At 46.2% G+C, this 18539-nt stretch carries 16 protein-coding genes; 12 read left to right on the top strand and 4 right to left on the bottom strand.

All coding sequences use genetic code 11. From position 1 onward, the window contains the following. Window positions 1–82: 82 nt before the first annotated feature. Window positions 83–1720: a hybrid sensor histidine kinase/response regulator gene (locus ASD24_RS25575; protein WP_056701960.1), complete on the bottom strand. Its 1638-nt coding sequence runs from the start codon at window positions 1718–1720 to the stop codon at window positions 83–85. Between the two features lie 481 nt (window positions 1721–2201). Between ASD24_RS25575 and ASD24_RS25570 the strand changes: the two genes are divergently transcribed. The 3 genes from ASD24_RS25570 to ASD24_RS31455 all read left to right on the top strand — a co-directional run bounded on the left by ASD24_RS25570 (window position 2202) and on the right by ASD24_RS31455 (window position 5666). Continuing rightward, window positions 2202–4163, top strand: coding sequence for an anaerobic ribonucleoside triphosphate reductase (locus tag ASD24_RS25570; protein WP_056701958.1), 1962 nt, complete (start codon window positions 2202–2204; stop codon window positions 4161–4163). After that, entirely contained in the window at window positions 4160–4669 is a 510-nt protein-coding gene (nrdG, locus tag ASD24_RS25565) for an anaerobic ribonucleoside-triphosphate reductase activating protein (RefSeq protein WP_056701955.1), read from the top strand. Before ASD24_RS25570 ends, nrdG begins: the two co-directional genes overlap by 4 nt. A 157-nt stretch (window positions 4670–4826) precedes the next feature. Beyond that, the gene (locus tag ASD24_RS31455) at window positions 4827–5666 is read left to right on the top strand and encodes a methyl-accepting chemotaxis protein (RefSeq protein ID WP_056701953.1); all 840 of its coding nucleotides are present in this window, start codon (window positions 4827–4829) and stop codon (window positions 5664–5666) included. Window positions 5667–5831: 165 nt separating this feature from the next. Here ASD24_RS31455 and ASD24_RS25555 read toward each other — a convergent pair whose 3' ends face one another. Then, window positions 5832–8651: a glycoside hydrolase family 3 C-terminal domain-containing protein gene (locus tag ASD24_RS25555; RefSeq protein WP_056701951.1), complete on the bottom strand. Its 2820-nt coding sequence runs from the start codon at window positions 8649–8651 to the stop codon at window positions 5832–5834. A gap of 364 nt (window positions 8652–9015) precedes the next feature. Between ASD24_RS25555 and ASD24_RS25550 the strand changes: the two genes are divergently transcribed. The 5 genes from ASD24_RS25550 to ASD24_RS25530 all read left to right on the top strand — a co-directional run bounded on the left by ASD24_RS25550 (window position 9016) and on the right by ASD24_RS25530 (window position 13697). Continuing rightward, window positions 9016–10560 (top strand): FAD-dependent oxidoreductase, encoded by a 1545-nt coding sequence (locus ASD24_RS25550; protein ID WP_056701950.1) that lies wholly within the window; start codon window positions 9016–9018, stop codon window positions 10558–10560. A 303-nt stretch (window positions 10561–10863) separates the two neighbouring features. Beyond that, complete coding sequence (locus tag ASD24_RS25545) at window positions 10864–11193, top strand: PadR family transcriptional regulator (RefSeq protein WP_056701948.1); 330 nt, start codon at window positions 10864–10866, stop codon at window positions 11191–11193. Continuing rightward, window positions 11186–11776 carry an HAAS signaling domain-containing protein gene (locus tag ASD24_RS25540; protein ID WP_056701945.1) on the top strand — a complete coding sequence of 197 codons (591 nt, stop codon included), beginning with the start codon at window positions 11186–11188 and terminating at the stop codon, window positions 11774–11776. Before ASD24_RS25545 ends, ASD24_RS25540 begins: the two co-directional genes overlap by 8 nt. Continuing rightward, window positions 11773–12672 (top strand): DUF4097 family beta strand repeat-containing protein, encoded by a 900-nt coding sequence (locus ASD24_RS25535; protein ID WP_056701944.1) that lies wholly within the window; start codon window positions 11773–11775, stop codon window positions 12670–12672. The genes ASD24_RS25540 and ASD24_RS25535 overlap by 4 nt, the downstream gene beginning before the upstream one ends. A gap of 305 nt (window positions 12673–12977) precedes the next feature. Then, window positions 12978–13697: a 3-ketoacyl-ACP reductase gene (locus ASD24_RS25530; protein ID WP_056701941.1), complete on the top strand. Its 720-nt coding sequence runs from the start codon at window positions 12978–12980 to the stop codon at window positions 13695–13697. Window positions 13698–13818: 121 nt separating this feature from the next. On the opposite strand, the gene ASD24_RS25525 is transcribed toward ASD24_RS25530, so the two are convergent. Next, complete coding sequence (locus ASD24_RS25525) at window positions 13819–14367, bottom strand: helix-turn-helix domain-containing protein (RefSeq protein ID WP_056701940.1); 549 nt, start codon at window positions 14365–14367, stop codon at window positions 13819–13821. A gap of 32 nt (window positions 14368–14399) precedes the next feature. Next, window positions 14400–14765: a glyoxalase superfamily protein gene (locus ASD24_RS25520; RefSeq protein ID WP_056702220.1), complete on the bottom strand. Its 366-nt coding sequence runs from the start codon at window positions 14763–14765 to the stop codon at window positions 14400–14402. Between the two features lie 227 nt (window positions 14766–14992). On the opposite strand from ASD24_RS25520, the gene ASD24_RS25515 reads away from it, so the two are divergent. From ASD24_RS25515 to ASD24_RS25500, 4 genes are all read left to right on the top strand, one after another. Beyond that, window positions 14993–15667 (top strand): alpha/beta hydrolase, encoded by a 675-nt coding sequence (locus tag ASD24_RS25515; protein WP_056701938.1) that lies wholly within the window; start codon window positions 14993–14995, stop codon window positions 15665–15667. After that, complete coding sequence (locus ASD24_RS25510; RefSeq protein ID WP_056701935.1) at window positions 15667–16437, top strand: dioxygenase family protein; 771 nt, start codon at window positions 15667–15669, stop codon at window positions 16435–16437. The genes ASD24_RS25515 and ASD24_RS25510 overlap by 1 nt, the downstream gene beginning before the upstream one ends. 241 nt (window positions 16438–16678) lie before the next feature. Beyond that, window positions 16679–17275, top strand: a complete 597-nt coding sequence (locus tag ASD24_RS25505; protein WP_056701933.1) for an SMI1/KNR4 family protein — start codon at window positions 16679–16681, stop codon at window positions 17273–17275. 194 nt (window positions 17276–17469) lie between these two features. Continuing rightward, a complete protein-coding gene (locus tag ASD24_RS25500) occupies window positions 17470–18474 on the top strand; it encodes a cation diffusion facilitator family transporter (protein WP_156395552.1) in 1005 nt (334 codons plus the stop codon). Window positions 18475–18539: the final 65 nt, after the last annotated feature.

The following is an 18539-nucleotide window of genomic DNA, read 5'->3' as shown; positions in this document are numbered from 1 at the left end:
AAACGAATCATTTTGACCAGACTCCAAAAAGAAATAAGCGCACCTGATGAACAGATGCGCTACAGATCCTATAGATGACCCTCTAATGCAAGATAACGCTCAACGCGTTTAATAGATCAGCCTGTCTCACGGGTTTCGTTAGAACGGCGTCAAATACTTCTGCCTCTTGGGGGTTAATATGCATACCATAGGGCACGAGTACAATAATCGGCAGTGCGTGAGCACGAGTTTTCAGGTTATGCACGAAATCGACCGCACCACCTTCGACCAATCCCATATCAATTACCGCTACATCCGGGCTGAAGCCGTCTTCCATCCAGCTATATGCCTCTGCTGAGCCTGAGGTCATATGCACATCCATCTTCCATCTTCGCATCAAGGAAGATACACCCTGCAAGATGTCCGGGTCTTTGGCAAGTAACACCTTCGTTCCCTTCAATCGCTGCTGGATGCTGGTAAGCTGAGGTAGCTCCCAGTGTCTAAGCAGTGGCAGCCTAATCTGGAATTCCGTCTCGTCTTCCCCCAAGCTGTTGATCTGAATACTACCATTCATCAGAATCGCTAGATTCTGACTCACTGCTAACCCCAGATTCGTACCAACGATTCGCTGTGTGCTGATGTTCCCGTCTGAAGTATGAAGCACCTGTCGCATCTTATCCGCAGGCAGCATCTTGCCGCTATACTTCACATTCAACAGGAGTACAGCTTGGTTGTCTGTACTCTCTTCATCCACAACGGCCGTGATCAGCACCGAACCAGTCCGTGTATAGTCAATAGCGTATTGCAGCACATGTGCCAGCAATTGCCCAATCTTAATCTCATCCCCTACAAATACTTGGGATACATTCATCTCCAGGTTCAAACCAACCTCAATGCCCTTGCTGATTGCCTGTCCAACATGAAGATACACCGTATTCTCAATTGTAGACACCAGATCAAATGGATCATCGTGTACAACCGTTTTGCCAGTATCATTGATGTTGAAGTTCATCATGTTGTTCAGTAGCGATAATAGTATATTGCCACTTGTCTCAATCATGTTCACATACTCCAGATGCTCTTCGGGCATATCTGGCGTCCGCATGAGATCCGTCAACCCCAGAATCCCGTTCAATGGATTGCGGATTTCGTGGCTCATTAACGCAAGCATCTGCGTTTTGGTCATGGCTTCGGACTCGGCTCGTTCCTTCTCTGCTTGCAACTGTGCCTTCAGTTGTTCCGTATCACTCAGCTTCTGCTCCTGCACCAACAGGCTATCTTCGAGATCAATGACGTATCCGAGAAAAACAGCCATTGCTTTTAGTGTTTTCATATCCGTTTCGTTCAGTTGGTAATCCGGGTTGTCCATTAGGCAAATGGTGCCAAACGCATCACCCGATCGCCGCAAAATAGGGACTCCGATGAAGAATCGACTCCCCAAACCATCCGTCACATCCATAAAACGTGTTAATGGATGCTGCGCCGTATCTTTAATGGTTAGCTCACTGCTTTTATCTTGCAAAACCAAACTACAGTAGGATGTCTCAAATGGAAGCTCGCTACCTTTAGTGACCAACTGCTCATGGCGGTTAAATGCCTCAAGAATCACATTCGTCATGCCATCATTGCTGGCAACGAAGATGGTATTTACCTGCAAAATCCCACTTAATACGTCCACGATGTGGGTCGCAGCTTCCTGTATATTTTCATAAAAGCCCTTTGCAACACCTGTAGTTCCCATGACTCACCCCTCTTGTCTAAGCTGCGCTTCAAATTAGAATCAATCCATTAAGATATATGAGGGTAAAAAAAACTCCTGAACCAGTTGTCACAACCTGTACATATATGTTTTAACACCACGGACATTCAGAAGAATCACACGGGCAATTTCAGGATCGCTGCTCATTCTGAGAAGCTCCTGTTTCGCTGGATCTCCATGATAGGAATGGCCGATGATCATCTACCATTGCTCCTAGATTCTGTGTCCGTGAGCGAGATGTTTTGACGCGGTGTAGCATAAAAAGAAATTATACTCTTCGGATTCAACTTTGGAAACCTTTATCCACATTCTACAGGCACATCTCCTGTTCAGTCACGATTACGATGTGATCATTATCACACCCAAAAATCCATATATAGTTTATAACTGGATAATGAAAAACTACATGTAGTATTTAATCAGGCTTAGCCAATATATACTCTCATTATAGGAGGAACCTTAAATGAATATGCTTGAATGTGCCTCTCCACCAGCAAACGACCTACTTTCTGACCTTGGCAGACGAATTATTGGGGCTGAGGATGCGGATACGTTAAGGGAGAATGCCAACCTGAATGGAGATTCATTTAGTGGAAAAATGAGCCGGCTCGGTTCAGAGACAGCAAAGTGGCATGCTGTTCGCCATGTCCTGCCCGAAGGGCTCGCGCAAGCTGTTGAGCATGGAGACCTCTATGTTCATGACCTTGATCAGTATGGACTTGGTACAACCAACTGTATCTTCATTCCATTTGACCGACTGCTCGCCTCTGGCTTCAATACGGGTAACGGCTCAGTTCGTACACCCCAAACGATCATGTCAGCGATGGCATTGGTAGCTATTATTTTTCAGTCTCAACAAAATAGCCAATACGGCGGTGTATCTGCCAATAAAATAGATTGGGATCTTGCACCTTATGTGCGACGCTCCTTCCGGAAGCATTATCGTAAAGGGCAACGGCTCTTTGGAGAGCATGCATACATTCCGGATGAGCAACTGTATCTGGATAGTGCTGAAGCACAGGAGCAATGCCCACGTGCCTACGATTTTGCCATGGATGAGACGATCCTAGAGACCGAACAAGCTGCTGAATCATTGATCCATAATCTCAATACCATGAGCAGCCGTGCTGGAGGACAAATTCCGTTCACATCACTTAATTACGGACTCTGCACCTCAGCCGAAGGACGACTCGTATCTCGCTCGTTGCTAGAAGCGACCATCCGTGGTCTAGGAAACGGGGAGACACCTGTATTCCCGCAGCATATTTTCCAGTGCAAACAAGGGGTTAATCAGGCTTCTGGAGAGCCCAACTATGATCTATTCCAGCTTGCCGTCACCTGTTCTTCGCGCCGTATGTACCCTAACTTCGTTAATGTGGATGCTTCGTTCAATCTGCCGTTCTATCAGCCAGACGACCCGGACACCATTATCGCTACGATGGGCTGCCGTACACGTACGCTGGCAGATCGGTTCGGACGTAACCGTCAGAGTGGAAAAGGTAATCTGTCCTTCAATACGATCAACTTGGTTAAACTAGGTATTCGGTTCGGCATCTGTCAGGGAACACGCGCTGTAGCCGATCGGACAGGCTTCTATGCTGCACTTCAATCGGTCATGGAGCATGCTGCTTCAGGTCTGCTTCATCGATATCAGATTCAGAAGGCGCAGCCAGCTAAAGCCTCGGACTTTATGATGCGTGAGGGTGTATGGGAAGGTGGTAAACAGCTAGATCCCGATGAACCGGTGGCTGATCTCTTGAAACATGGTACGTTATCGATTGGTTTCATCGGTCTTGCGGAGTGTATGACTGCCCTATATGGACGACACCATGGTCAAGATCCTCATATTCATCAAGAAGCAGTAAATGTCATTCGTACGATGCGAGAATTCTGCGACCGAATGAGTGAATTACATAACTTGAACATTACACTGTTCGCTACACCTGCCGAAGGTTTATCTGGTAAATTCACAACGATTGACCGTAAGCGATTCGGTTCGATTGCAGGTGTTAATGACCGTGAGTATTACACGAATTCGTTCCATGTGCCTGTATATTACAATCTACCTGCCTACCGCAAAATTGAACTTGAGGCACCTTTCCATACACTATGTAACGCTGGAGCAATCTCCTATGTTGAGCTTGATGGGAATGTGCGAGCCAACACGAAGGCTTTCCAGCGAATTGTGCAATATGCATTGGCACAAGATATTGGCTACTTCTCCATCAATCATCCCATTGATCGCTGCCCATCTTGCGGCTATGAAGGTGTTATTGGAGAGAGCTGCCCGAACTGTGGCATTCACGAGAACAACGTGCATTTCCAACGTATACGCCGAGTTACCGGTTATCTCACCGGGGATTACAAAGTGCGATTCAATGGTGCCAAACAAGCTGAAGTTCGAGATCGGGTGAAGCATAAGTGAACCTGCACGGTTACATCCCTGAATCCGTCAATGAAGGCCCCGGCTTACGTGCAGTGTTGTTCATCAGTGGTTGTCGCCATGCTTGTCCAGGCTGTTTCAGCCCAGACTCATGGAGCTTTCGCTCAGGTGAGCCGTTTACGGAGGAGAAGCAGCAAGAAATCATGCATGAGGTTACAACCCATCCTCTGCTGGATGGCGTAACCTTATGTGGTGGCGACCCCTTTTTCTCGGCAGCCGATCTGATTCCTTGGGTTCAACAATTTCGAGCACTACGTCCTGATCTGTCTGTCTGGGCATACACTGGATTTACGTATGAAGAACTAGTGCTGGAGCCGTCTCGGGCAGCACTAGCCGAATTATGTGACGTCATTATTGATGGGCGTTATGTCGCCGCCGAACGAGATGTTTCTTTAGTTTATCGCGGTAGCCGTAACCAACGAATTATTGATGTGAGAGCAACACAAATCAACCAGAAGATCGTTACCTTGCAGATGGATGCATCGTAACGGTCTTTTTTTCTTTCGTAAGCATACTTCATAAATTTTTACGCAATGTCTATGCTTGATCTATTTTGAACTCTTTTAGATGACGATATATAATATAGGCTTGTATTAAATGTATTGCTGGTATTTCATTCCAAGTCATTTAGGAGGATCATTACATATGGATATTGTTCAAGCACTGATTGCGGTTATGCCTTATTTTCGAGTGGCTATGCGTCAAGATGTAACCCTTTCCATTATCGATCATGAGAAATTTTTGTATTTTTCCGCGGGAGAATCACTGAAGCAGCTGAATTACCAAGCTGGAGATCCTCTGCTGGAATCCAATGTGAATTTTCAAGATCTGAAAGGCGGTACAGAGAAAAGATGGGATCACTATCCCAAAGAGTTATTCGGTATCCCCTTTGATGTCGCTTTTATTCCCATTAAAGATACACAAGGGAACATCCTGGCTCTGTTAAATATCCTGTATAGCATGGATAACCAGGATCAGCTTCAACAACTCATGGATGCAGCTGACAACCTTACTAATCAATTAATGGACAGCGTACAGCATGTCGCTGCACACTCGGAAGAACTTAGTGCCACGACAGAAGAGATTTTGAACAATTCCAAAGAAGCGGTGCAGAAATCGAGTAATGTCAATCAGGTTGCCAGCTTTATTCGCGAAATATCCGAGCAAACGAACCTGCTTGGCTTAAATGCAGCCATTGAAGCTGCTCGTGTAGGTGAGGCAGGGGCGGGATTTGGAGTCGTTGCCAAGGAGATTCGCAAGCTGTCCGTAGATACCAAGGATGCAACCACTCGTATTGAAGAATCTCTTCTAGCTGTTCGGCAATCGATACAGGGAATGGAAAATGAGATTGGTGAAATTACTGCAAGTTCGCAAGAACAGGCAGAACTCGTTAACAATTTTATGACGACAATCGATGAATTAAATGCAACCAATCAACAGCTCAAACTATTTATTGATAAAATTATTAAAACGGAAGCACAATAGCAAATTCATTTGATAATTAAAGCAGCCTTGCCTATAAGGCACATATCAGATTGATCCAACAATGATTCGTCTATGAGATATAAGTTGTACAAAAAAGAACCTTCGAGCCCACCGTACACGTGGTTTCAAAGGTTCTTTGCATTAGATTAATAGAATTCAGCGCAATTATCGAATCTGAAAATGACTGAGACGTACCCCAGCTGATAACAGGATATATACATCCTGTACGCCTGTTGCACCCTTAAGCTCAGCTTTCACCGAAGACCATTGCTGGGCTCCGCCTTGTGCCAGCTCAGTACGCCCTGCCAATGTACCTTCAGGGGCACCCAATCGAACTTCCACTACAGCACCCTCCTGTTCGGAGGATACGCGCGCTTCCAGCTCAGTTGTTTCACTGCCGAGATCTGCATCCTTATACAGAACCCATCCCTGTTTTCCAAGCGCGCGAATAGCTGTTCCGCCTTCTTTGCTCTCATCCAGATCTACACTGAGGTACGCATCATAGTTCTCAGCTCGTGTGGAGACACTCAAGTTTCGGGCTGGAATTGTCTCTCCCTCAACCGTCAGATCGGCAACAAGCTGAATATCCGAAGAGGATTTCCCCACCATAATCGCATAGGTCCCAGACTCCACCACATAGCGATCCTGAGTCACGTCCCAGAAGGCCAATTCTTGAACCGGAAGCTTGAAGCTCACGTTAACGGTTGCTCCGGCTTCAATATGAAGGCGACGGAATCCCTTTAACGTTTTGAGCGGACGTTTCACACGAGATTTGCCTGCACGTACATACAATTGTACAACCTCATCGCTCGCGATTGTGCCCGTATTCGTGATATCCACTGTTACCGTGATATCATCTTCTGTTCCTGCCTGGGCAGGTGTCAGCTCTAGATTGCTGTATTTGAATGCTGCATACGTCAATCCATGTCCGAACGGATACAATACATTTCCTTCAAAATATTGATACGTACGACCCGATTGAATAATATCGTAGTCTTTAATATCTGTAAGTTGATCTGCGGATTGTACCCATGTCATGTTCAGACGACCAGCTGGAGCGTAATCGGCATACAGTACATCGGCAAGCGCGTTCCCTAGTTCCTGCCCTGCATGAGACGTGTACAATACGGCTGGAATGTTCTCTTGTACCCAATTTGAAGTGAACGGATAGCTGCCCACAATGACAACAATCGTATTCGGATTAGCAGCATACACGGCTTCCACTAAGCGTTGCTGGGATTCTGCCAGATCCAGACTTGGGCGGTCGATCTCTTCTTTGCCGTTCACCAGCGGGTTATTACCTACAAATACAATAGCCGTTTCCGCTTCCTTCGCTGCTGCAACCGCTTCTTCCACACCATTCACAACGACGTCCTTCTGGAATGTCTCCGCTCTGCCAAAGGACTTCAGCTCTTCTGAAACGGCGAATGCATCGTTCCCACCGTTCGGTGCAGTTACCGTCTTGCCGTTCCATGTCGTTAAGCCTACGCTACCGTCAGGCTGTGGCAACAGATGAAATACTTCCTTGACGAACCAGCCGTATACTTCGTTCGCAGATGCCGTTACCTTTTCTTCATCCGTGGTCACATATTTACCATTGCGTTCCGATTGCAGCGTGTAGCTGCCAAATCCCCAGTCCGTAAGTGTAAAGGTATCTGCTTCTCCGGAAGCAATTAGTGGTGAATTCTCCTCTTCAGCCAGACCAACTGCCTTGCCGTTCGCTACGGAAGTCAGCGTAATTCGATCATTCCCATCCTGGAAGAGCACGTTGTCGCTGCCCACTTTGCTCTGAATCGCCTCTAGTGGTGAGACACTATATGGCATGGTGCCTGCATACCAATCTCGATATACGGTGCCGCCCAGTGTACCAATGACCGCCACTTTGCCCGCTTTGGTTTTGTCCAATGGCAGAGTGCCATTCTCGTTTTTGAGCAATACAACCTGCTCTCTTGCTGCTCTCAGTGACAACGCTTTGGCTTTGTCCGTCATCATCGCTTCTTCTCCAATGGATGCATACGGATTGCCTTCCTCTGGATCGAACTCACCTAGACGGAAGCGAACACGGAAAGTGTTGAATAGCGCGTGGTCGATATCCTCCCATGCAAGTATGCCCTGCTCCAACCCTTCACGAAGAGCTTGCTTGGACAGATCAGCATCATCGGTAATGCTATCGATTCCTGCTTTGACCGACTCTACGGTACCTGGTGTATGAGAATCATAGTACTTATGATCATTCTTAATCCCCATCACATCGCCTGCATCGCTGACAACAAAACCATCCATTCCCCATTCACCCTTAACAACCTCATTCACATAAGGATGTAATAGAGCCGGCGTACCGTTGATGGAGTTATATGCCGTCATCATTGACTGCGCGCCACCTTCTTTGAATGGCTTCTCAAACGCTTTCAGGTAATATTCACGCATATTACGTGGATCAATGCTGGACGAGCCACTGCCACGATCTACTTCATTATTGTTCGCAAGGAAGTGCTTCAGCGTTGCAACTGCCTTGTAATACTTCGGATGGTCACCTTGAATCCCTTTAACAAGTGCTGTAGACAGCTCTCCTGTAAGTTCAGGGTCTTCGCCATAAGCTTCCTCATTCCGTCCCCAACGTGGATCACGCTCCATATCAACCGTCGGCGCCCAGAGCGTAAGACCGTTCACTGCTGGATTGCGTTTATAAAATACACGTGCCTCGTCCCCGATAACGGAGCCGATCTCTTTCATCAGATCGGTGTCCCATGTACACGCAAGCCCTACCGGTTGTGGGAAAGATGTTGCTTCTCCCAGCCATGCCAAACCATGGGCAGCTTCAGTACCATGTTTATATGCAGCAACACCGAGTCGTTCTACCGCCGGCTGATACTGTAACATGGATTCAATTTTCTCATCTTCAGTTAGACGGGATACAAGGTCTTTCACGCGAGAGTCTAGTTCTAATGACGTATCTTGAAAAGGATATTTTGTTTGGTTGGTCATTGTATGGAATCTCCTTTGAATTCAAAATGATAGCGAATACATAATAAGTGAAGGCATACCTATTCAATTGTACCTAATGGATATGTATATGAACAATAAAGTCCTTATACATCATATGTTTTGTTACTCTTTTTCCACTATAAAATAAATGACCTAAAACGATTTCGATAATACTCTTATCATATAGTATGTTCATCAAAAAAAATAGAGGTTACCACAGGAAAATATGAATATTCCTCGGAAAGTCCGTCATGTATTGTTTTTTTCTCGCTTAGTGTGGCAATCATGACAATAGAAGATTGATTTACTGCGCCTATACATCTAGAACCCATTGGATTTAAGAGAAGATACAGGAGGAATAGATATGAGTGATCAGCAACACCCCCCGGTGGGACTGCCTCCCATTCCGGAATCGCTATGGAGGGCTACGCACGCCTTCGATTCATATCCCAAACTGGAAGAAGATACAACAGCGGATGTAGCCATTATCGGTGCAGGGATTGCAGGTATCACAACAGCGTATTTGCTATCCCAAAAAGGGCTACGCGTTGTGGTTCTTGAAGCAGGTAAGGTGCTGGATGGAACAACTGGACACACCACGGCGAAGGTATCTGCACAGCATGGCGTCATATTCAACGAGTTAATGCAGCACTTCGGACACGAACAGGCACGTATGTACTATGAAGGTAATGCGGAGGCTGCAAGCTGGATGCGTGAGCTAGTGAAGTCACACAAGATTGATTGTCAGTGGGCTGATGAGGATGCTTACGTGTATATCCAATCCGAAGAGAACTTGAAGAAGCTTGAGATTGAGTTGACAGCCTATGGGAAGCTCGATATCCCTGGTCAATGGGTTGATCCACTCCCTATCGATGTTCCATCAAGAGCAGGCATCAAGATGCCAGGACAAGCTCGCTTTGATCCGCTAGCCTACCTGCGTTTTCTACTAGACTCCGCTGTGAAAAATGGGGTTCGCATCTTCGAGCATACAACGGTAACCGATGTGGAAGAAGACGCTGCTCTGCATGTTAGAACCTATGGGAATGGCCCTTCGGTTACAGCGGAGTATGTGGTTGTTGCCTCCCATTTCCCGGTATATGATCCTGGTTTTTATTTTACGAGACTTCATGCCGAGCGATCTTATGCTCTAGCTGTTGAGCCGTTAAAACCCTTTGCTGGCGGTATGTACATCTCTGATGATGAACCATCCCGTTCATTGCGTACCGTCCTGCATGAAGGAAAGGAATTGATCCTTTTTGGTGGAGAGAATCATAAAACCGGTCAAGGCATCTGTACGTTTGGTCATTATGAGCGGTTAGAACGCTACGCCGCAGATACTTATGGCATTCGCAACATCCCGTTCCGCTGGTCTGCACAGGATCTCATCTCACTCGATAAGGTTCCTTACATCGGCCCAATCACCGGAAGACATGAGCGCGTTTACGTAGCTACCGGTTTTGCCAAATGGGGTATGACCACAGGTACGATGGCCGGGCATCTGCTTGCCGATCGAATTACGGGTATAGAGAATCCACATGCTGAGATATTCCATCCAGCAAGATTCAAGAGTGATCCAGGTATCAAGAATTTTATTGTGGAAAATGTTAATGTTGCCAAAGAATTAATCTCTGGCAAAGTAGGCATCGTGCACAAACATGTGAATGAGCTCGGCAATGATGAAGGCTCAGTTGTCCGTCATGATGGCAAACGTGCTGGAGCATACAAAGATGCTTCCGGGAAGCTCTTCCTGGTTGATACCACCTGCACCCACCTTGGGTGTGAAGTGGAATGGAATGAAGGCGAACGCTCATGGGATTGCCCATGCCATGGTTCACGATTTAATTATGCAGGAGAAGTCATCGAGGGGCCTGCAGTCAAGGATCTCAAAGTGCTCGAAGCAATGGAATAAAGCTTTATTAGCAAAAATCAATCAGTATGCAGACCTGGATAGAGTTCCGTCTTCAGACGGAGGCATTTTATCCGGGTTTTGCGTATACTGAGGTAATAGAACATACATACATAAATTTACATTTAGTATAATAGATTGGATTAGGATCTATCATTTGCACGAGAACGTACAGCATAAAGCTGTGTTCCAGAACTATTTTAAAATCACTACCTTGCATTATACAGTACTGAGTGCTATTCTATATCCACAGCTACTGAACAATACACACTAGTGATTGAATACGGAAATGAAGGAGGAACCTGTGTGAATGTAAATATCCAGTTCAAAAAAGGAGTGTTGGAGCTATGCGTCCTGGTCCTAATCAACCGTCAGGATCGTTATGGCTACGAACTGGCTCAGGCGGTCTCCAAACATATTGAAGTGGCCGAAGGTGCACTATACCCACTTCTACGCAGGCTTGTGAATGATGGCTACTGTACGACCTATTTGCAGGAATCAACGGAGGGGCCTCCACGTAAGTACTATAAGTTGTCTGATGAAGGTCGTGTTTACATGGATACCCTCACCAAGGAATGGAATGAATTTGTGCGTAATGTCGCACATCTTATTGAGGATGGTAACTCGAATGAATAAACAACAATTTATGCAACTTATGGAGCTGCAGCTTAGCGCTATGGATCCGCAAGAACGAGCAGAGTTACTTGCTGACTACGAACAGCATTTTGAGCTTGGGCTTGTGGATGGACGAACGGAGGAAGACATTGCCCGCGAACTTGGGCAACCAGAGGAAATTGCACGTGAAGCACTTGATGACCGGTATGTCATGGATACGATGATTCCGGATCATGCCTATGGCGTTATGCCAACGAATGCTTCTCCACCACAGAGCAGTACAACGGCACGTAATGTGTTTACTGGGATCGGACTCGTTTTCCTGAATCTCATGTTAGGTCTCCCGCTTGGTCTACTCTTGTGGTCTGTCTGGCTCACTGTTGCCGGATTGTCTCTTCTCGCCATAACACCTATTGCTGCAGTATTCGATCTCTTATTCTTAGGAGAATTTGTACCCTCGAAGTTGTTCTTCTCCATTGCAGCATGTGGTATAGGCATTCTGTTTGCTATATTAGCCAAATTACTATTCAAAGCTTTCCGCTCCGTGACGCTTCAATACGTAAGATGGAACAAAAAAACGATGCAAGGGGAGTATAATGGATGACTACAAAAAAATGGTTCGTCACAGCCTTGTTATGTATTCTGATTGGTCTGGTTGGCGTATCGGCATACGGTGTTGAATTCGGCAATCAACGTGAAGATTATTCCAAACGATGGGACTTCAAGAATGATGAATTGCAGCGACTGCTGATCGACGCGAATCTCAATGCCAACATTCAATTCATAGTGAGTCCTGAATCTCAGGGCTATATTGAAGCAGAGGGCAAATGGGATAAGGAAAGCATTGAAAGTCTGGAGAATGCTACATTATCCGGTGGTACGTTCAATCTCGTCAAACCCGATCGTGTCCGCATTGAATTTTTCAATTTCAATTGGAGCAACTCGAAGCCAACCTTAACCGTTGCCATTCCTGAAGGGCATACGCTAGATGAAGTGAAGCTCACTTCTTCCTCCACGGACTACAACCTAGCAGGGCTACATGCCAACACACTGGATATCACGAATACATCTGGCGAACTTCGATTGAAGGACATTACCGTCCCCCGCATTGAACTTAGTCTTACCTCTGGAGATATCTCTGGCTCAGGGATCGAAGGTGATATGAATGTGAAAATGACCTCAGGCAGCTTCAAGATGGACGCTGTTACTGGAAATGTCACCAGTGATCTGACATCCGGCGATTTTCAGATTAAAGAACTCGCAGGTGCAGCTAATGTAACGTTTACCTCAGGAACGGTAAGAATTGAGCAGACGACTGTAGCTCCGATTGATGTGTCAGGGCAATCTGGCGATATTACCATTAAAGCAGCACCTGAATTCGCAGGTTTCTATGATGTTAAGGTTACTTCGGGAGATATTAACATTCCGGAATCCCCGATGACAAGCACAGAGGTCATCAAGGCAAGAGCAACTTCAGGCAGCATTAAGATCACACAATAATGATGAAGTAAATATCCGAACCGTGGGTAATATAGTATAATCAAATGCTATACAAATTGAACTATACATTTACACGGGAACGGAGAGGGCAGAAATAACCTGAAGAAGCGTAGCGTTCGCCTGAAAGCTTTCTGAAGGAAAGCTACATCGGAAGCATAAGCTATCCCCGGATTTCTCCTTTAAGGAAAAATTCAAAAAAATCTGGGGATAACAGCGATCGGAAGGTTGCTCTGTCATCGGAGTGGCAAGTGTAAATATTCTTTAGTTTAATTTTTATAGATCATCTCGAAGGAGGAATTACCCACATGGAACTTAAGAATAGAACAGCGATCATCACTGGTGCAGGTAAAGGGATTGGTCGTGCCATCGCAGAGGCACTTGCCAAAGAAGGTGTGCATCTTGGACTGATCGCCCGCACAGCTTCAGATTTGCAAGCACTCCAACAATCGCTTAGTCAAGAGCATGGTGTCAAAGTAACCAGCGCTATTGCTGATATCTCAGATCGTACACAGGCTGAGGCAGCTGTTGCTGCCATCGAGATGGAGCTTGGTGCCATCGATATTCTCATTAATAATGCTGGTATTGCTACCTTCGGCACACTATTAGATATGGACCCAGAGGAATGGGAGCGCATCTTGCATGTCAACGTCATGGGTACATATTATGTAACACGCGCTGTACTGCCAAGCATGATTAAAGAGAGCAGCGGAAGCATTATCAATATCGCATCTACGGCAGGTGAGCGTGGATTCGCTACGGGTTCAGCATATTGTGCATCCAAGTTCGCTCTGCTGGGTATGACCGAGTCCCTCATGCAGGAAGTGCGCAAATCCAATATCCGCGTAACGGCTTTAACGCCAAGCACGGTAAATACAGAGCTTGCTACGAATGCAGGCCTGAAAGTCGGCGACGAAGATCGCATGATGCAAGCGGAAGATGTAGCTGAACTTGCTTTGGCCACACTTAAACTCTCGGATCGTGTATTTGTCAAAGCTGCGGGCATCTGGACAACAAATCCACAATAAGATAAATAACCCTATGCAAATGAAGCCGTCAGAGCAATTCTGGCGGCTTTTTGTCTTGCTCTCACTTGGCATTCTTCGCTCTCTCCGTCGTCGTTCAACACTACATTGGACTACACAGGGATTAGGCGTTCCACAATTGATCCAAATCCAGCTCCTTCGATACGGCAATTAACACAATGGCCGGTTCATCTCCGACGTTGGCGACCTCATGCGGTACGATGGCATTCCAAGTGAAGGAATCTCCTTCTTCAAGCAGCTCAACGTCCTCGCCCTGCTCTGCGCGAATTTTACCCTGTAGAATAAGATGGCTCTCTTCTCCCACATGTTTGTTAATGCCTGTCGATGCTCCCGGTGGAAGTTCCACGATGGACAACCGCATGGCCCCCTTAGCGGTGAGATGCTGAACCTTGATCTGCCCACTACCTGCAGTGGTCTCCTGGCGCTCATGCTTGCGCACCACATTCATCCGTTGCTCCGGCGTCAGCAGCAGATAAGGAAGTGGCACGTTAAGATAATCGGCTATACTTTCGAGCGTAGCGATCGATGGTGATGTTTTATTATTTTCCACATTACTAATAAATCCTTTGGACAAGCCTGTACCTTCGCACATTTGCATAATTGTAATCTGTTTCTGTTTGCGGATCGTACGGATGGCTGAGCCAATATCCATATCGCTCCCCCTCCCTTCCCTGTATAAACGAACTACTCCGTCATGGTCTGAGCAAAAATAATTCGGTTACCAAACGGATCAGTTACATTCATCTCCCTTGAATGCCAAGGCGTGTCCTCAACACCGGGTCGGGCATATTTGTAGTTGGAGAGTTGAAGTTGCTGATGCAACGCTTGCACATCGTCTGTCTCTACTCGTAGCGCCGCTCCGGGCGTACAATCCCCATGATGCTCCGATAGATGGATGATAATTGTATCACGCGAAATCTGCATATATAAGGGCATATCCGGCTCAAATCGATGCTCCCAATCCAATTGAAAACCGAGGTAGTCCAGGTAGAACTCTTTTGCCTTGTTTTCATCAAACATCCTCAGAATAGGGACAATACCTTTTAACATGCTTATCACGTCCTTGATCATAAGTTGTAAACCCATTGAAATGACCCAAACCTATCTCCACCAATATTCCCTATACACAACATAGTTCTATAATACAAAAAAGATGTTGACCTCACAATAAATGCATGATAAATTTTGTTCATAAATAAGAATAATTATTTCATATTGGTGAACTTTTTGATTTTCAAAATAGAAGCTTCTCATTTCTTACCAAGGTGGTGTTTCCAATGCAATCAGCATATATTCATGAAGTCCGTCTTCCTGCTCATTACAATGCAGATCAACAGTATCCCGTCATCTTCGCCCTGCACGGCATGGGATCAGATGAACAAGACATGCTTCGTTTAATGGAGCCTTTGCAGTCTGATTTTATTATCGTTGCGGTGCGTGGGCCGATCGTCCAAGGCGGCGGTTATGCATTTTTTCAGATCAAGAGCATTGGCAATCCAATCCGTGAATTATATGATGCGTCTGTCCAGGGACTACAGCAATTAATAGTTGAACTGTCCTCCAAGTATGCTATTGACCCTTCACGACGTTATGTAGCTGGGTTCAGCCAAGGTGCTATTATGGCGATGACTCTTGCCCTCGTGATGGGAGATGCAATCAAAGGCATTGTCGCGATGAGTGGTTATCTACCCCATTTTGTAAAAAACGAGTACACACTACAACCGAATCCAGCATTATCTGCGTTTGTCTCCCATGGCGATCAGGATCATCTATTCCCACTGCAGTTGGGTGAAGATAATGCGAATTTCTTCCGTCAATATACAGAGCACGTGACTTATGTACCTTATCACGGCGGGCACCATGTGACCCCCGAGCTATACCAGCAATTCCAACACTTCCTTCGGACAGATGCAAATCTGATGAACGAAGAACCGAAAGGACTGAATTCATAATGATGCCATCTCTATTTATTGCACACGGTGCTCCATCCCTTGCATTGGAGGAAAATGCATACACTGAATTTTTGCAGGAACTCGGACAAACACTACCTAAACCTAAAGCGATCGTGTTGTTCTCCGCTCACTGGGAAGCAACGATGCAACAAGTCTCTTCTGTCGCGGAGTATGAGACAATTTATGATTTTGGCGGATTCCAGCCCGAATTGTATCAGATCAAATACCCTGCTCAAGGACATGCTGAGACGACGACTGAGGTCGAGCGTCTATTCACGGAAGCCGGAATTCCGGTGCAGACAGATGATGTACGCGGCTTGGATCACGGGGCATGGGTTGTGCTTCGCCTTCTCTACCCTGATGCCGACATTCCTGTTGTCGCTTTGTCCGTGAACCGATACCTGACAGGGGAACAGCAGTATCAGGTAGGACAAGCACTCGCTTCCTTGCGCGAGCAAGATGTTCTTGTTATTGGCAGCGGTGGAACTGTGCATAATCTCCGTCGTCTAAACTGGGGCAGCAACGAAATAGACCCTTGGGCGCTGGAGTTCGACCATTGGTTACAGGACAAATTGGAGAACTGGGATACCGAGTCTCTGTTTGCCTACGATACACTTGCTCCTTCTGCGCAAGCAGCCGTGCCTACACCAGAACACTTCGTACCATTGCTAATTGCAATGGGTGCCGGGGATCGCAACAAACAAGCGACCTTGATGTTCAAAGCCTATCAGCTGGGCAATCTAAGTCTGTCCTGTTGGAAGTTTGATTAAATCATTGGATCGTAAAAGATACGAATAAAATAAAGCGTGGCACAGGTATCTCCCCTGTCGCTCACGCTTTTTTGGGTTGTTACGGGTGCTAAAACCTGAGACCAATGTAGCATATAGACAAGGACTCGCGATTCTTGTGAGACTTTCCGGATTATACCTATAATATGAGGTGAAATCAGACGAGGCTTATTTTGTACATCATTCACCACTTGTATTTCAATAGTTCACTGGAGGGATGGGCATGCCGGAACAACGTATATATGCATTGATGGACGAGCTAGACGGTTTATTAGATGAGAAAGTACAAGATGAGGAAAATCAGGAGCTACTCAGCGCCTATCGTGAGCTGGATGGTGTCACAGATGAACAATTGGATGCATTCGAGCAGGAACATAGCGTGCAGTTACCCGCAGATTTCCGTGCATTTTACAAACGCAAAAATGGGAGTGGCTACGGCTTTCATATCCTATATCCCACCGATGCCGAAGGCAACGAAGACACCGCATTTTATCTATTATCGCTAGAGAAGATTCACAGAGAGCAATCCACAGTTGTAGAGAATAAGTTGGAAGACTTCTACACTGCTGAGGAGATGAGCAAACTGGATGCTCGAATCAAGCCTTATCTGTTTCAAAAGAAATGGGTTCCCTTCGGTATGCTGGGAGGTGGTTCCCTATATCTAATGTTCGATTTCGATCCAACAGCAGAAGGGACATATGGACAGATCATTCTGTACAAGCATGACCCCGACTTTATCTATTATGTGGCTGGGACATTCACAGAGCTTTTGGAGCAATCCAACGAGAATTTACGCGCCTTGGACGCGATTGAATACTGAGGTTGTATGGCATTGCCATATACGCTCCTCCTGTCTTCAAGTATCTATACTAGCCAGTTGATGATATGACCTTTTTTGCATAATGCTGGGATATGTAAAGACGGTTATAATAACATTTAGTGGGAATGCACATGCTATCCAGATCAGGACTGTCTTTCTACACCTATCACATATTTCTGGGAGGAACATTCGAAGTGGCTGAACAACCGAAGTCTGAGAGCTTGATGTCTCTCGTCAAAAAAGGAAACACATCCTCTGCCGTAGCCATGGCAGGAAATGCGGTACTTGCTCTATGCAAAGGAGGAGCCTTCCTATTCAGTGGTAGTGGTGCCATGTTCGCCTCGGCGATGCACTCTTTGGCTGACGCGATTAATCAGGGGTTTGTATTTGTCGGAAGTGTATTGTCCGAGAAAAAACCAACTCCACGATTCCCCACAGGGTTCGGGCGTGTCATTAACATTTTCTGCATGATCGCCGTTATCGTGGTCACCATCATGGCCTACGAAACCATTCACGAGGGTATTCATTTGTTGCAGCATCCGGTTGGTCATACGGGTGGCTTGTGGATTAACATCGGTGTACTCGTGTTAAACATCTTGATTGATGGAGCCATTCTGATCAAAGCGATGAAGGAAATCCTGAAAGAAGCTCGTGCACCCAAAGCAACAGGATTCGGACTCGTACCTGCCGCCATCAAAAACGTAGGCCGCGCTGCACCACCAACCCGTCTCGTATTCTACGAAGATGTGGTGGCTGTACTTGGGGCGATGCTTGCCCTGATCTCGGTTGTGGTCATTGCGCTGACCAACTTCGCTCTGCTCGACGGCATCGTAACTACGATCATTGGTTGTCTCATGATCGCAGTAGCCTTCCGAGTAGGTTATGACAATATGATCGGACTCATCGGCGTAGCTGCTCCGCAGGATATTGAGGATAAAGTATCCCAGACCATTCTCGCAGATACCCATGTGGCCGATATCCAGATGATGCGTATCATTCAGGAAGGTCGCTACTATCATGTAGAAGGTCTGATCGAGCTAACTAAAGGTCTATCCCTCGCAGATGCGGATGATATCAAATTCCGTATTCAGGAGAAACTGATGACCAACCCGGACATTGCCGATGCAGCGATCTCCATTATTGAGGATGACGGCGTAAATAGCTGGGGCAAGAAGCATGCTGACATTTCACAAAAATAGACTTGACCTACCCTGTTGAACCTAATGGTAGATCATATGGATGAGAACGCAGAACCTAGACTTAA

It is taken from the genome of Paenibacillus sp. Root52, assembly GCF_001426865.1.
Taxonomy (GTDB): Bacteria; Bacillota; Bacilli; order Paenibacillales; family Paenibacillaceae; genus Paenibacillus.
This window is presented reverse-complemented; position numbering and strand designations above follow the sequence as displayed.

Excerpts from the sequence above, each read along its gene's own strand:
- ASD24_RS25515 (WP_056701938.1), top strand. The coding sequence starts at position 14,993 with ATGCAATCAGCATATATTCATGAAGTCCGTCTTCCTGCTCATTACAAT.
- ASD24_RS31455 (WP_056701953.1), top strand. The coding sequence starts at position 4,827 with ATGGATATTGTTCAAGCACTGATTGCGGTTATGCCTTATTTTCGAGTG.
- ASD24_RS25505 (WP_056701933.1), top strand. The coding sequence starts at position 16,679 with ATGCCGGAACAACGTATATATGCATTGATGGACGAGCTAGACGGTTTA.
- ASD24_RS25540 (WP_056701945.1), top strand. The coding sequence starts at position 11,186 with ATGAATAAACAACAATTTATGCAACTTATGGAGCTGCAGCTTAGCGCT.
- ASD24_RS25530 (WP_056701941.1), top strand. The coding sequence starts at position 12,978 with ATGGAACTTAAGAATAGAACAGCGATCATCACTGGTGCAGGTAAAGGG.
- ASD24_RS25520 (WP_056702220.1), bottom strand. The coding sequence starts at position 14,765 with ATGTTAAAAGGTATTGTCCCTATTCTGAGGATGTTTGATGAAAACAAG.
- ASD24_RS25525 (WP_056701940.1), bottom strand. The coding sequence starts at position 14,367 with ATGGATATTGGCTCAGCCATCCGTACGATCCGCAAACAGAAACAGATT.
- ASD24_RS25550 (WP_056701950.1), top strand. The coding sequence starts at position 9,016 with ATGAGTGATCAGCAACACCCCCCGGTGGGACTGCCTCCCATTCCGGAA.
- ASD24_RS25575 (WP_056701960.1), bottom strand. The coding sequence starts at position 1,720 with ATGGGAACTACAGGTGTTGCAAAGGGCTTTTATGAAAATATACAGGAA.
- ASD24_RS25555 (WP_056701951.1), bottom strand. The coding sequence starts at position 8,651 with ATGACCAACCAAACAAAATATCCTTTTCAAGATACGTCATTAGAACTA.
- ASD24_RS25510 (WP_056701935.1), top strand. The coding sequence starts at position 15,667 with ATGATGCCATCTCTATTTATTGCACACGGTGCTCCATCCCTTGCATTG.
- ASD24_RS25570 (WP_056701958.1), top strand. The coding sequence starts at position 2,202 with ATGAATATGCTTGAATGTGCCTCTCCACCAGCAAACGACCTACTTTCT.
- ASD24_RS25535 (WP_056701944.1), top strand. The coding sequence starts at position 11,773 with ATGACTACAAAAAAATGGTTCGTCACAGCCTTGTTATGTATTCTGATT.